The 13015-nt window shown below is 73.4% G+C and carries 13 protein-coding genes; 3 read left to right on the top strand and 10 right to left on the bottom strand.

Features of this window, described 5'->3' with window-relative positions:
• Genes AB1046_RS04815 through AB1046_RS04780 form a run of 8 tightly spaced genes read right to left on the bottom strand, consistent with a single transcriptional unit; the run spans nucleotide 1 to nucleotide 8747 of the window.
• Nucleotides 1–936: a dihydrodipicolinate synthase family protein gene (locus tag AB1046_RS04815; protein ID WP_369372879.1), complete on the bottom strand. Its 936-nt coding sequence runs from the start codon at nucleotides 934–936 to the stop codon at nucleotides 1–3.
• Nucleotides 936–2591, bottom strand: coding sequence for an FAD-dependent oxidoreductase (locus AB1046_RS04810; RefSeq protein ID WP_369372877.1), 1656 nt, complete (start codon nucleotides 2589–2591; stop codon nucleotides 936–938). Before AB1046_RS04810 ends, AB1046_RS04815 begins: the two co-directional genes overlap by 1 nt.
• Entirely contained in the window at nucleotides 2591–3385 is a 795-nt protein-coding gene (locus AB1046_RS04805) for an ATP-binding cassette domain-containing protein (RefSeq protein WP_369372875.1), read from the bottom strand. The genes AB1046_RS04810 and AB1046_RS04805 overlap by 1 nt, the downstream gene beginning before the upstream one ends.
• Nucleotides 3386–4345, bottom strand: coding sequence for an ABC transporter ATP-binding protein (locus tag AB1046_RS04800; protein WP_369372873.1), 960 nt, complete (start codon nucleotides 4343–4345; stop codon nucleotides 3386–3388).
• Nucleotides 4346–4347: 2 nt separating this feature from the next.
• On the bottom strand, nucleotides 4348–5856 hold the full coding sequence (locus AB1046_RS04795) for an ABC transporter substrate-binding protein (protein WP_369372871.1): 1509 nt from the start codon (nucleotides 5854–5856) through the stop codon (nucleotides 4348–4350).
• Nucleotides 5857–5914: 58 nt separating this feature from the next.
• Entirely contained in the window at nucleotides 5915–6736 is an 822-nt protein-coding gene (locus tag AB1046_RS04790) for an ABC transporter permease (RefSeq protein WP_369372869.1), read from the bottom strand.
• Entirely contained in the window at nucleotides 6733–7662 is a 930-nt protein-coding gene (locus AB1046_RS04785; protein WP_369372867.1) for an ABC transporter permease, read from the bottom strand. The genes AB1046_RS04790 and AB1046_RS04785 overlap by 4 nt, the downstream gene beginning before the upstream one ends.
• Nucleotides 7662–8747, bottom strand: coding sequence for a LacI family DNA-binding transcriptional regulator (locus AB1046_RS04780; protein ID WP_369372865.1), 1086 nt, complete (start codon nucleotides 8745–8747; stop codon nucleotides 7662–7664). Before AB1046_RS04780 ends, AB1046_RS04785 begins: the two co-directional genes overlap by 1 nt.
• A gap of 191 nt (nucleotides 8748–8938) precedes the next feature.
• On the opposite strand from AB1046_RS04780, the gene AB1046_RS04775 reads away from it, so the two are divergent.
• Both AB1046_RS04775 and AB1046_RS04770 read left to right on the top strand, forming a co-directional pair.
• Complete coding sequence (locus tag AB1046_RS04775) at nucleotides 8939–9982, top strand: SGNH/GDSL hydrolase family protein (RefSeq protein ID WP_369372863.1); 1044 nt, start codon at nucleotides 8939–8941, stop codon at nucleotides 9980–9982.
• A gap of 97 nt (nucleotides 9983–10079) precedes the next feature.
• Nucleotides 10080–10586, top strand: coding sequence for a hypothetical protein (locus AB1046_RS04770; RefSeq protein ID WP_369372861.1), 507 nt, complete (start codon nucleotides 10080–10082; stop codon nucleotides 10584–10586).
• Nucleotides 10587–10602: 16 nt separating this feature from the next.
• On the opposite strand, the gene AB1046_RS04765 is transcribed toward AB1046_RS04770, so the two are convergent.
• Entirely contained in the window at nucleotides 10603–11412 is an 810-nt protein-coding gene (locus AB1046_RS04765; RefSeq protein ID WP_369372859.1) for a DUF899 family protein, read from the bottom strand.
• Nucleotides 11413–11587: 175 nt separating this feature from the next.
• Between AB1046_RS04765 and AB1046_RS04760 the strand changes: the two genes are divergently transcribed.
• Nucleotides 11588–12529 carry a D-2-hydroxyacid dehydrogenase family protein gene (locus AB1046_RS04760; protein WP_369372857.1) on the top strand — a complete coding sequence of 314 codons (942 nt, stop codon included), beginning with the start codon at nucleotides 11588–11590 and terminating at the stop codon, nucleotides 12527–12529.
• Nucleotides 12530–12593: 64 nt separating this feature from the next.
• On the opposite strand, the gene AB1046_RS04755 is transcribed toward AB1046_RS04760, so the two are convergent.
• Nucleotides 12594–12944, bottom strand: a complete 351-nt coding sequence (locus AB1046_RS04755; protein ID WP_369372855.1) for a GntR family transcriptional regulator — start codon at nucleotides 12942–12944, stop codon at nucleotides 12594–12596.
• Nucleotides 12945–13015: the final 71 nt, after the last annotated feature.

Genomic DNA, 13015 nt, shown 5'->3' with positions numbered 1-13015 from the left:
TCAGAGGTTCGGACTGGGGAGCCTTGCGACGAGGTGCTCCTCGAACGGCACGACGAAGGCGCGCAGCGCCTCCTGCTCGGCGGGGTCGCAGGCGAGCAGGGGCGGCGCGACGTGCGGCGGGCACAGCCCGCGCCGGGCGAGCACCGCCTTGATCGACGGCGTTCCCGGGCGCACCCGGTGCAGGCCCGTCAGGTCGGTCAGCACCTGCTGCAGGCGGACCACCTCGGCGGTGTCGCCCGCGCGGTGCGCGGCCACCAGCGCGAGCGCCAGCCCGGGCGCGATGTTGCCGACGCCGGGCACGATGCCGTGCGCGCCGAGGTCCAGGGCGGCGGCGAGCTGCGTCTCGGCGCCCTGCGCGACGGCGAAGCCCGGCCGGCGCGCCGAGATCCCCACCAGGTGCTCCAGCAGGGTGAGGTCGCCGGAGCTGTCCTTGATGCCGACCACGTGCTCCAGGTCGGCCAGCGCATCTGCGATGCCGGGCGTGATCGGGTTGCTGTACCGGGGCGCGTTGTAGGCCACGACGGGCAGCCCGACGTAGGCCAGGGCCGCGTAGTGCGACACGATCTCGTCGGCGCGGTGGTGGAAGTAGATCGGCGGGCTGAGCACCAGCGCGTCCGCGCCGGCCGCCGCGGCGGCGTCCGCCCGGTCGAGGACGTCGAGCGTGCCCGCCGCGGTGACGTTCACGGTGACGGTGACAGAGCCGGTGCCCAGCTCCCGCCAGCGCGCGATCACCCCGGCGGCGAACGAGCCGATGTCGGACGCCGGCACCAGCGGGCCCTCGCCGTTGCTGCCGAGCAGCATGAGGGTGCGCGCGCCGTGCGCGTACAGGGCGTCCAGGAGGCGCGTCGCGTGCTCGGCCGAGGGGCGTCCGCCGGGGTCCATCGGGGTGACCAGCGGCACGGTCACTCCCGTCAGGAGCGTGGTCCCTGCTCGCATCAGTACCCCTTGATCTCGGGCCAGGCGAGCTCGAACCCGTCGGCGACCAGCTCGGCCTGGAACGCCGCCAGCAGCTTGGCGTCGCCGTGCACCTGCGCGGGCTCCACGCCGCCCGCGAGGCAGTGCGCCGCGAGCGCCCCAGCAGCTTCTCCGGCGTTCCACTCGACCGGGTGCAGCCGGTAGCAGCCGTTGGTGATGTGCGTGGTGCCGATGTTCTTGCCGGCCGCCAGGAGGTTGCGTACCCGCACGGGCAGCAGCGCGCCCAGCGGGATCTGGAACGGGCTGGACGGGACGTCCAGGTAGTTGTCCCCGCCGGTGCTGGGGTGCAGGTCGATCCGGTACATGCCCACACCGACCGAGTCGGGGTAGGCCACGGCCCCGGCGTCGCCGCGGACCGTCATCGACAGGTCCTGCTCGACGACGGTGGTGCGGGCCCGGATGCGGCGCGACTCGCGCACGTACGGCGCCTTGGCCAGCCCGTCCTGGGTGCCCAGCACGTCCGGCCGCAGTCGCAGGCCCGGCCAGCCCGTGCCGCCGTCGGGCCGGGGCGCCTCGGTCTGCAGCCAGTAGAGCATGCTCAGGGACTGCTGCCGGGCGCCCAGGAGATGCTTGTCGCGCTCGGCGTCGGGCACGGGGTCGGACGCCGGGCCGACCAGCGGGCCGGGCAGGTAGTCGATCATCGGCCAGTTGACGAGCGTGACGTCGCTCGCCGCGAACCCGGCCTCGAACTGCTCGCGGGCCACCACGCGCCGGAACAGCCACAGGTCCCGGTCGCCGGGGTCGAGGCTCTGGTCGGCCACTACCGGGCCGCTGGGTGCGTGCGGCACGAACGTGCGCTCCAGCGGCTCCAGCGTGCGCGGGTCGGGTGCGGTGAGGCTGAGCAGGCGGTCGGGCCAGAAGTGGGGCCGGTAGTCACGCCAGAACTCGTACTGCTCGGGCCGGTCCACGGTGTGGTCCTCGCCCTCGCGGTGCTCGACGGCGAACACCCACGAGAACGCCTGCTGGTTGCCCGGCTGTGCGACGGCCGGCGCGCTCGGCTCCCCGGTGTCGGCCGACGACTCGAAGCCCGTGACGTGCTCGACGCCGGCCAGCGGCAGCAGGTCGCCCAGCTCCGTGGCGTCCAGGACGTACGGCGCGGCGACCGTCACCAGGGTGCCGTCCGGGCCCGCCAGCGTGACGGCCTCCACCCGGTCGCCCTCGGACCGCGCGGCCACCGGGCGGTGCTCGAACAGGACCCGCAGCCGGCCCGAGGCCAGGTACGGCGCGACCATCGCGCCCAGCACCGCGGCCGCGACGCGGGGCTCGTAGCACAGCCGGCTCACCCGCCCCAGGCCCGGGTTCAGGTCCACGACCTGGCGAGCCGCCGCCGTCAGCGGGTACCACGCGCGGTAGTACTGCCGCACGCCCTCGCGGAACGCCCGGTACGACCGGGTGCAGCCGAACTGCTCGATCCACGGGTGCTCGTCCGGCGGCACACCCTGCGCGCTGAGCTGCCCGCCCAGCCAGTCCGTCTCCTCCGTCAGCACCACGGTGCGACCGCGCCGCAGCGCGGCCAGCGCGGCGGCGACCCCGCCCGTGCCGCCGCCCACGACCAGCACCTCAGTGCTCGTCTCCCGCGGGCTCAGCTCCGGCGTGCCCATCTCCTGCGTGCCCATCACGCCACCCCTTCCAGATCGAGCGCGGCCCGCAGCAGCCCCTGCGTGTAGGGGTGCTCCGGCGCGGTGAAGAGCTGCTCCGCCGAGGTGTCCTCGACCAGCACCCCGCGGTGCATCACGGCCACCCGGTCGGCGATCTGCCGCACCACGGCGAGGTCGTGCGTGATGAACAGGACCGACAGGTCGTGCTCGTCCCGCAGGTCCACCAGCAGGCGCAGGATCTGCGACTGCACGGACACGTCCAGGGCGGACACCGCCTCGTCGCACACCAGCAGCCGTGGCTTCAGCTCCAGCGCCCGCGCGATGCTCACCCGCTGCTTCTGCCCGCCCGACAGCGCGGACGGCCGCCGGTCGGCCACCCCGGGGTCCAGCCCGACGTCGGCCAGCACGCGCGCCAGCGCCGCCCGCCGGTCCCCGGCCGGTGCCACCGACGGGTGCACCCGCCACGCCTCACGCACGATCGCGCCCACCGTCATCCGCGGGTTCAGCGACGACCCCGGGTCCTGGAACACCATCTGCACCGCCCGGTGCAGCTCCGGTGACCGGCGCTGGATCGGCCCCAGCGGCCGCCCCTCGAACGTGATGCTGCCCTCCTGCGGCGTCACCAGCCCCAGCACGCACCGGGCGACCGTCGACTTGCCCGAGCCCGACTCGCCCACCAGTGCCACGGTCTGGCGCGCGCCCACGTCGAGGTCTACCCCGTCGACCGCCTGCACAGCGGTGCGGCGCTCGCGGACCGACCGGCGCGGCGCGGTGAAGGCGACGCGCAGGCCGCGGATCTCGAGCACGCTCATTCAGGAGACCTCCTCGGCGTAGTGGCAGGCGCTGAACCGGCCAGGAGCTACCTCACGCAGTGCCGGTTCCTCGGTGGCGCAACGGGCTCGCGCGATCGGGCAGCGCGGGTGGAACGGGCACCCGGACGGCCGGGCGAACGGGCTGGCGGGCGCGCCCGGCAGCGGCTCGGCGATCGCCGTCCGGCTGCTGACCGACGGGACGTTGCCCGCGAGTGCGCGTGTGTAGGGGTGGTGCGGGCTGTCCAGCACCGCGCGCGCCGGGCCCTGCTCGCACACCCGGCCCGCGTACATCACCACCACCTCGTCGGCGACGTGCGCCATGACCCGCAGGTCGTGGCTGACCAGGATCATGGCCAGGCCCTCGCGCTCCCGCAGGTCCGCGAGCAGGGTCAGGATCTTCGCCTGGGTGGTGACGTCGAGCGCGGTGGTCGGCTCGTCCGCGATGATCAGCTCGGGCTGCCCGGCCAGGGCGATGGCGATCATGACGCGCTGGCGCAAGCCCCCCGACAGCTCGTGCGGGTACGCGTCGGCCTGCCGCTCCGGCTCGGGCAGGCCGACGCGCGCCAGCAGCTCCAGCACACGGGCGCGGACCTCGGCGCGCGGCAGGCCGTCGCGGCGCAGGATCTCACCGACCTGCTTGCCCACCATCTGGATCGGGTTGAGCGCGGCGGACGGGTCCTGGAACACGACGCCGATCTCGCGGCCGCGCACCTGCCGCCGCCGTCTCTCGGGCGCGGCGAGCAGGTCCTGGGACTTCCACCGCACCTCGCCCGAGGCGACGGCGGCCTCCGGCAGCAGCCCGACGACGGCCATCGCGGTCATCGTCTTGCCGCTGCCGGACTCGCCGATCAGGCCGGTGGTGCGGCCGGCCGGCACGGCGAAGGAGACCCGGTCGACCACTGCCCCCGCGGGCAGCACCACCTCGAGCCCGGTCACCTCGAGCCCCGTCGCCTCGGGCATGCTCAGTCCTCGGAGTTCGTCACGTGCGTGAAGTACGGGGTGCTGTCCGAGGCGGGTTCGAAGCCCTCGACCCCCGAGCGCCACGCGTAGGGCGTGCCGACGAACATCGGGTACATGCCCACGGCGTCGTCCCAGATGATCTGCGTGGCCTGCGCGTAGAGGTCCTCCCGCTCGGCGGTGTCGCTGGTCGCCTCGGCGTCGGCGAGCAGCGTGTCGAGGTCCTCGTTGCAGTAGCCGGTACGACCCGCGGCGCACGGGTACAGGCGCCCCAGGTTCGTGGCGGCGTCGTACCCCTGCGAGCCGACCTGCTGCAGGTTGATGTCCCAGTTCATGGCCAGCAGGTCCTCCAGGAACACCGCCTGCTCCTTCTGCAGCGGTTCGACCTGGACGTCGATCTCGGCCAGGTCGGAGGCCACGGCCTGCGCGAACTGCGCGAACTGCGGCTGCGAGAACTGGAGCCGGAGCGTCGTGTCGAAGTCGAAGCCGGCCTCTTCGAGGGCCGCCCTGGCGGCCTCCGGGTCGTACGCCACCGGCTCCTGCGGTGCGTAGCCCAGCACGACGGGGCTGACGACGGAGTCCGCCGGGGTGCCCGTCTCCGGGAACAGCGACGCCGTGATCTCCTCGAAGTTGACCGCCTGCCACAGCGCGCGGCGCACGGCGGCCTCCTGGAGCGTCTCCTCGGAGCTGTTCATCCACATGGTGATGACACCGGGGCTGTCCACGTTCTCGACGGTGATCGACGTGTCGCCCTGCAGGGCGGCGATCTGGTCGTCGGGCATGGCCCAGGTGACGTCGACCTCACCGGTCTGCAGCGCCGTCATGCGGGCCGAGATCTCCGGGATGGACTGGAAGACCAGCTCCTGGAGCTCGGGCGCGCCGTCCCAGTAGGTCGGGTTCGGCGTCATCCGCAGCTCCTGGCCGGGCTCGAACGACTCCACGACGAACGGCCCGGAGCCCACGGGCTCCTGGAAGAACGCGTCGTCGACTCCCTCGGGGGTGACGAAGAACGACGAGATCTTCGCGACGAACGAGGCGTCCGGCTTGCCGGCGTCGAACACCACGGTGGCCTCGTCGGGCGCCTCGACCGTGTAGTCGACGAAGTTGCCGGCCAGCGGTCCCTGCAGCTCCTGGACCCGCTCGAAGGACGCGACGACGGTGTCGGCCGTGACGGGCTCTCCGTCGGAGAACTCCACGCCGTCGCGCAGGGTGAAGGTCCACTGGCTGGTGTCTTCGTTCGGCTCCCACTCGGTGGCCAGCTCGCCGGCGAACTCGCCCGGGCCGGTGCTGACCACAAGCTGGCTGAACAGGGCGCGGGCCGCGAGCTGGGTGCCCGCGTCCATGCTGGACGGGCCGTGCGGGTCGAGGTTCTCGATCGGGATGGGGCCGGCCGCGGTGAGGGTGCCGCCGCCGGCGTCGTCGTCGTCGGTGCCGGAGCTGCCGCAGGCGGCCGTGGTCAGGAGGGCGAGGGTGATGGCAAGGGCAGGTACCGCTCGCCGGGTGCTGAGCTTCATCGCTCTTTCCTTCCGGGTGGGGTGAGGCGGGGCGGGGTGGGTGCGCCGGGTGCGGCGGTCACCGTTGGGCGAAGCGCTTGGTGAGGCGGTCCCCGACCAGGCCGATGCAGACGACCAGGACGGAGAGCGCGATGCCTGGAAAGGCCGAGATCCACCAGGCGGTGGCGAGGTACTCCTTGCCGTTGGCGATGCTCTGCCCCCAGGACACGACGTACGGGGGCAGGCCGAGACCGAGGAAGCTCAAGGCCGCCTCGGAGAGGACGACGGAGGCGAGCTCCATCGTGGCGAGGGCGACGACAGGCCCCGCGAGGAACGGGACGACGTGCCGGCCGAGGATGGCCGGCGTGGGCACGCCCATGATCCGGGCGGCATCGACCCAGTCGCGTTCGCGCACGGACAGGGCGACGCTCCTGGACAGGCGGGCGAACCCGATCCAGCCCGCGACGGACAGGGCGATGATCACCACGTCGATGCCGCGGTCCAGGATGCCCGCGACGACTATGGCGAGCAGGATGCCGGGAAAGGCCATGAGCACGTCGATGGTGCGGGCCACGGCGACGTCGGCGAACCCGCCCGCGTAGCCGGCGACCGCGCCGAGGGCCACGCCCACCAGGCTGCACACCAGCACCACGACGACGCCGATCGTCAGGGACGTGCGCGCCCCGTGCACCACCTGCGCCAGTACGTCCCGGCCGACGCCGTCGGTGCCCAGCCAGGCGGTGCCCGCGGCGGTGGGGGAGCCGGGCGGCAGGAGCCGCTCGGTGACCACCGTGGCCACCGGGTCGTACGGCACGAGGTACGGGCCCGCGACGGCCGCGAGCACATAGACGCCGATGATCGCGTAGATCAGGTAGCCGGCAGGCGAGCGCAGGTGTCTCATCGGCGGGCCTCCAGCCGGATGCGCGGGTCGAGGCGGGCGTAGGCCAGGTCGGCGGCCAGGTTGAGCACGATGACGCACAGGGCGATCAGCACCGTCGCGGCCTGCACCACCGCGTAGTCGCGGTTGCCCACCGCGCCGACCAGCAGGTTGCCGAGCCCGGGCCAGGCAAACACCGTCTCGATGACGACGGCGCCGCCGAGCAGCGTGCCGATCTGGAGCCCGACGACCGTGACGACCGGGACCAGCGAGTTCTTCAGCACGTGCCCGGTCAGGACCTCGCGCTCGGTCAGGCCCTTGGACCGCGCGGTGCGCACGAACGCCTCGGACATGGTCTCGGCGACGCCGCTGCGCGTGATCCGGCCGACCAGCGCGGTGAACGGGATGGACAGTGTGACCGCGGGCAGGATCAGGTGCTCCAGGTCCCCGCCGCCGGCGCTCGGCAGGAGGCGCAGCCACAGCGCGAGAACCAGGATGAGCATGATGCCCACCCAGAACGGCGGCAGCGCCTGCAACCCCAGCGTGGCCGCCGACGTCGTGCGGTCGACCAGGCTGCCGGGCCGGTGCCCGGCCACCACGCCGAGCACGATCCCCACGACTATCGCGATCACGGTGGCCGCCAGCGTGAGCGTGACGGTGGCGGGGAACCGTTCGAGCACCGCGTCCATGGCAGGGCGGCCGTACCGGTAGGACTCGCCGAAGTCGCCCCGGGCCGCGTCCCCCAGGAACGACAGGTACTGGACGAGCACCGGCTGGTCCAGCCCCAGAGTTCGCCGCAGCTCGGCGAGCTGCTCGGGCGTGGCGTCGGGCCCGAGGGTGACGGTGGCCTGGTCGCCCGGCGCGAGGCGCACGATCAGGAAGACCGCGGTGAGCACGCCCCAGATCGTGAACAGCCCGATCGCTACCCGGCGCAGCAGGAAGGAGAGCATCAGCGTGGCCTCCCGACGGAGTCGCCGTCGACCGGCGTGCACGCGACGGAGAGCTGGCGCGGGCCGACGTCGGAACCCGAGTCGTCGGCGGCCATGAGCTCGAGCAGGAGGCCGACGGCCGCGCGGCCCATGTCCTCGCGGGGCAGCGTGAAGCGGGTCCAGTCGCGGGCGCTCGCGGTGCCGGGACCACCCGTGCTGCCGGTGCCGCTGCGGGCCGGGTCCCCGAGCAGGGCGACCGAGAGGTCCTCGGGGATGCGCACCCCGGCCGAGGCGGCGACCCGCTCGAGGGCCACTATCGCCTGGTCGTCCTCGCTCGGCTCGACCAGGAGCGCGGTGACGCCGTCGGCCAGCCACTGATCGAGCAGGGCGGCCAGGCGGGCGTCGACGTCGTCGTCGGGGATCTCGTGGATCGGCTGGTCGGGCAGGCCGGCGTCCGCCAGCCCCTCGCGGAACCCGGCCTCGCGGTCGCGCGTGGGCTCCTGGTGGTCCGCGGGCCGCAGGTAGGCGAGGCGGCGGTGCCCGACGTCGGTCAGCCGGCGCACCATGTCGCGCGTCGCGCCCACGTAGTCCGGGGCGACGTAGGAGAGCTCCACGCCCGGCAGCTCTCGCCGTCCGACAAAGACGAACGGGAAGTCCTCGCGGACCAGGTCCGCGAGGTCCGCGCGGTCGATGTGCCGGCCCAGCAGCACACAGCCGTCGGCGACCTTGAGGCGGTTGATGCCGTCCGAGTAGATGCGGCGCTCGCCCGAGCTGACGGAGCTGAACAGCAGCAGGTCGTACCCGAACTCGGCGGTGGCCTCCTCGACGCCGAGCAGGAACGGGAAGTAGAAGTCGCGCTGGTCGACCGGGAAGACCGGCTCGAACGTGTAGAGGCCGAGCATGCGGTTGCGGCCGCCCTTGAGGCTGCGCGCTGCGGTGTTGACGGTGTAGCCGAGCTCCGCGGCGGCGTCGAGCACCGACCTGCGGGTCTGCTCCGCGATCTGGCTGCTGGCCTGGCCGCCGCTGATCACCAGCGAGACGGTCGCCTGCGAGACACCCGCGGCGCGCGCGATGTCCACCTGGGTGGGTCGCCGTCGTTGGCTCATCGCAGTCTCTCGATTCCCCGACGCCGTCGGCGGCAGAATCTCTAATACGTATAAGGGCCGTGCGACGATCACGCTATTGACCGTCATGCAGGGCGTCAAGGGACTTATGGACATTTGTCTCGCGTTTCACCCTGCTGATGGAGCGGTCGATGGAGCTGCCGGCTGTCCGGGCCTGAGGGAACGAGGGTGCGATGCGCGAGATCCTGGCGGACGACGACGTCCTGACCTGGGAGGGCGCCGTCTCCGTAGAGCACACGCCGGGCGGGTCGCAGGCGTGGCGGCTGCCGCACGACCGGATAGAGCTCTTCCCGGGCGGAGTCCTGCGCCTCCGCGCCGCGATGCCGGCCGGGGTGCGGGTGGTGCTCGGCACCGACACGCGGGTGCTCACCGGACGCGCCGTGGTCGAGGGCATCGAGGTGCCGCTCGACGCAGTGGTGGACGGCGCGGTTGTCGCGTCCGCACCGGTCGGCCCGGACGGGAGCTTTGTGCTGGACCTGCCGCCGGGGGACAAGCGGGTGGAGCTGTGGCTGCCGCAGTTCGGGACGTTCGCCCTGGTGAGCGTGGCCGTCGAGGACGGGGCGCGCGTCTGGGCTGGGCCGTCGGCAGGGCCGACGGTAGGGCCGACGGCGCCGGGTGGGCCGGGCCGGCGCCCCCGGTTCGTGGTGTACGGCAGCTCGCTGACGCAGTGCCGCCAGGCCGCCTCCCCGGCGCGCACCTGGCCCGCGCTGGTGGCGCGCGAGCTCGGCCTGGACCTGACGTGCCTCGGCTTCGCGGGCGAGGCACACCTCGACCCGATGGTCGCGCGAGTGGTCCGGGACCTGCCCGCCGACGTCGTCGTGGCCTGTCTCGGCATCAACGTCTACGGCGCGGGCACGTTCAGCGCGCGCTCGCTGCTGCCCGCGCTGCTCGGGTTCCTGAGCACCGTCCGGGACGGGCACCCGGGTGTACCGGTGCTGGTGATCTCGCCCGTGGCCTCGCCCCGCCGGGAGGCCACGGTGGGCAGCGCGGGCCTGACCCTGGCGCAGGTGCGCGACCAGGTGGCCGCCGCCGTCGGGCTGCTCGCCGCGCACGGCGACCCGGACCTGCACCTGCTTGACGGGCGGTCGGTGCTCGGGCCGGAGCAGACGCACCTGCTGGAGGACGGCCTGCACCCCGGCCCGGCGGGCTACGAGCGCATGGCGGCGGTGATCGCCCCGGCGGTGCGCACCCTCCCCGTACCAAAGAGCGCGGTGTAGCCGACGGCGACAGCAGCCGGGAGGTGGGGATTACCCACCGTGCGGGACGGAGGACAGCCGGTTGGTTGACCGATCGCCGTCGGACCAGGATCGAGGCATGACCAAAACCATGCTCGACACCCCGCCCACGACCCAGCCACCGCGACCGACGTCGCTCACGGCCCAGCCGCTCCGGACGGTAGCGGCCGGCTCCTTTGCGCTCGCCGTCCTGGCGGGGGTCGCCGAGGCCGTCGTCGCGATCAGCACCATCGTCGCCCAGGAAGGGGTCACCGACGCTCTCGTCACGCAGGTCACGCTGCGCGGCCTGATCTTCGCCGCCGCACTGACCTGCGCCTGGTTCCTCGCCCGGGGCCGGCGCTGGGCGTGGTGGGCGCTCCTGCTCGGGCTCGGTGTGGTGGGCCTGGCCTCGATGGTGCTGCCCATGGCCGCCGCGCTCGCCGACGGCGCCTCCTGGTTCACCGCCTTCGAGGGCGACGTCTCCCCGGCCTTCCCGGTGATCCGTGCGCTGCACGTCCTGTTCGTGCTGGTCGGCGTCGCGGTGATGCTGCACCCGGCGGTCCGCGCGAGCCTCGGGACGAGCAGCCGCCGGCAGACCCAGAGCTGACCAGCGCCAGGCCGACTCAGTGGTTGTGGCGGTGCCTGCCCGCCGCCACCGGCGTCGCGCCCGGGCGGGACCACTGGATGGCGGGCCGCCCTTCGACCTGGGCGTCCCCGCCGCTCCCGGCGCCGTCCTCGTCGGACCGCCAGAACCAGCCCGCCGACCGACCCTCCGGCCAGCCCTCGGGGGAGTCCTGCCAGGCCTCGATGCGCCCGCGCGGGGTCATGTCGAGCAGCGCGAGCGCCGGCATCGTCACCTCGCTGCCCCGGCCGGTGTTCCGGTAGGTGAGGAACACGCGGTCACCTGCACGCAGGAAGACCGTCCAGTAGCCGAAGTCCTCGAACGTGTCACCGCCCACGATCGGCTCCTCGATGTCGAACACGGAGTACCAGTGCTGCGGGTACCCCATGAACTCGACGAACGGCGCGAGCTCCACGTGCGGCGCCTTCGCGAACACGGCGAACGACACCCCGCGCGCCGTCAGGTACGCCGGGTCCTGCACCGCCCAGTAGGTCAGGGTGCAGCCTTCGCACTGGTTCTCGAACGGCTCGCCCAGGTGCCACATGTGCTTGTAGACGATCAGCTCCTCACGCCCCTCGAACAGGTCCAGCAGCATAGTCGGCCCGTTCTGCCCGACGACGGCGACGGTCCCGTCGACCTCCGTCATCGGCAGCCGGCGTCGCGCCGCAGCGATCGCGTCACCCTCGTGGGTGTGCGCCTTCTCGCGCAGCAGCAGCTCGTCGCGGGCGGTCTGCCAGGCGGCCCGGTCGACGACGGGCGGGACTGCCGCCGTGCCGTCCTGGTGGGTGTGGCTCTCGTGCGTCGCTGTCATGGCGCTCTCCTCGTTCGATTCGACGTTCGACGTGGTTCCCGTGAGTACTGACGACCGACCGTGCCCAAGCTCATCGGTCGCCCCCTGTCAGGACGACGAACGAGACGCCGAAAGATCGACACCGGTCGCACCCGCAAAGCGCATCCGCCGGACCGGCGCACCTAGGCTCAGGCGCATGCGCATCGCCGTCCTCGACGACTACCAGCAGGCCGCCCACCGTTTCGCCGACTGGGCGAGCCTCCAGGCCGACGTCCAGTTCCATCCCGAGCACCACGCCGACCCGGCCGGGCTCGCGAGGGCCCTCGCCGGCGTCGACGTCGTCGTCGCCATGCGGGAGCGGACGCCGTTCACCGCCGAGGTGCTCGACCTCCTGCCCGACCTGAAGCTGCTGGTGACGACCGGGCGGGCGAACGCGTCGATCGACCTGGCGGCGGCACGCGCCCGGGGGGTGGTGGTGTGCGGGACGGAGTCGCCGTCGTCGGCAACGCCAGAGCTGACCTGGGCGCTGATCCTTGCCGTGGCGCGGCACGTTCCGCAGGAGGACGCGCGCCTGCGCGCGGGCGGCTGGCAGCACACGATCGGCATGGACCTGGCCGGGCGCAGGCTCGGCGTGGTGGGTCTGGGGCGGCTGGGTACCCAGGTCGCCCGGGTCGGCGCGGCGTTCGGGATGGACGCCGTCGCCTGGAGCACCAACCTCGACCCGGCCGCGGCCGCCGAGGCGGGCGTGCGCGCGGTGAGCAAGGACGAGCTGTTCGCCACGTCCGACGTCGTGACGGTGCACTACAAGCTGAGCGCGCGCAGCGCCGGCATCGTCGGCCGGGACGACCTGGCGCGCATGAAGCCCACCGCGCTCCTGATCAACACCTCGCGCGGACCGCTCGTGGACACCGGCGCACTGCTGGAGGCCCTGCACGCGGGCCGCATCGGCGGCGCCGGCCTGGACGTGTACGACGTCGAGCCGCTGCCCGCGGACCATCCGCTGCGCTCGGCCCCACGCACCGTGCTGACGCCGCACCTGGGGTACGTCACCGAGGACACCTACGCCACGTTCTACCCGCAGGCGGTCGAGGACATCGCGGCCTGGGCGGCGGGCAGCCCCGTCCGGGTGCTCGGCTAGCCCGGGCTTTGCCCGTAGGGCGCGACCGCTGTGCCGTAGGGCGCTACAGCTGTGCCGGCGGGCGCTACCGCAGCGCCGCGGAGACTATCTCCAGCGCCTCGGCCCGGCCGAGGCCGAGCGCGCGGGTGGTCTCCGCGTACTGCGCCGCGGCCTCCTGCGCCAGGGAAAGGCGCTGGTTGCCGGCGGCGCTGACAAAGGTGCCGGCCCGGCCGCGGGTCTCCACGAGCCCCGCCGCCTCCAGCTCCCGGTAGGCGCGGGCCACTGTGTTGACCGCGATGCCGAGCTCTGCCGCGAGCGCGCGCACTGTCGGCAGGCGGGTGCCGACGGGCAGCGTGCGGTCCGCCATCTGCTGGGCGAGCGTGGTGCGCACCTGCTCGAACGGCGGGACGGGGGAGTCGGCGTCGATGCTGATCACGCGTGCCACAGTACAAGCGCGCGGGGCCCGTCGAGGCGCGGGACGGGCACGATCCGGCGGTCACAGGCGCC

This window comes from Promicromonospora sp. Populi (assembly GCF_041081105.1).
Lineage (GTDB): Bacteria > Actinomycetota > Actinomycetes > Actinomycetales > Cellulomonadaceae > Promicromonospora.
The sequence above is the reverse complement of the archived record's forward strand: the minus strand, read 5'-3'. Positions and strand labels throughout refer to the sequence as shown.

Coding starts and splice junctions, on each gene's coding strand:
- AB1046_RS04795 (WP_369372871.1), bottom strand. CDS start 5,856: ATGAAGCTCAGCACCCGGCGAGCGGTACCTGCCCTTGCCATCACCCTC.
- AB1046_RS04815 (WP_369372879.1), bottom strand. CDS start 936: ATGCGAGCAGGGACCACGCTCCTGACGGGAGTGACCGTGCCGCTGGTC.
- AB1046_RS04760 (WP_369372857.1), top strand. CDS start 11,588: ATGCGCATCGCCGTCCTCGACGACTACCAGCAGGCCGCCCACCGTTTC.
- AB1046_RS04785 (WP_369372867.1), bottom strand. CDS start 7,662: ATGCTCTCCTTCCTGCTGCGCCGGGTAGCGATCGGGCTGTTCACGATC.
- AB1046_RS04790 (WP_369372869.1), bottom strand. CDS start 6,736: ATGAGACACCTGCGCTCGCCTGCCGGCTACCTGATCTACGCGATCATC.
- AB1046_RS04810 (WP_369372877.1), bottom strand. CDS start 2,591: ATGGGCACGCAGGAGATGGGCACGCCGGAGCTGAGCCCGCGGGAGACG.
- AB1046_RS04805 (WP_369372875.1), bottom strand. CDS start 3,385: ATGAGCGTGCTCGAGATCCGCGGCCTGCGCGTCGCCTTCACCGCGCCG.
- AB1046_RS04780 (WP_369372865.1), bottom strand. CDS start 8,747: ATGAGCCAACGACGGCGACCCACCCAGGTGGACATCGCGCGCGCCGCG.
- AB1046_RS04800 (WP_369372873.1), bottom strand. CDS start 4,345: ATGCCCGAGGCGACGGGGCTCGAGGTGACCGGGCTCGAGGTGGTGCTG.
- AB1046_RS04770 (WP_369372861.1), top strand. CDS start 10,080: ATGACCAAAACCATGCTCGACACCCCGCCCACGACCCAGCCACCGCGA.
- AB1046_RS04775 (WP_369372863.1), top strand. CDS start 8,939: ATGCGCGAGATCCTGGCGGACGACGACGTCCTGACCTGGGAGGGCGCC.
- AB1046_RS04765 (WP_369372859.1), bottom strand. CDS start 11,412: ATGACAGCGACGCACGAGAGCCACACCCACCAGGACGGCACGGCGGCA.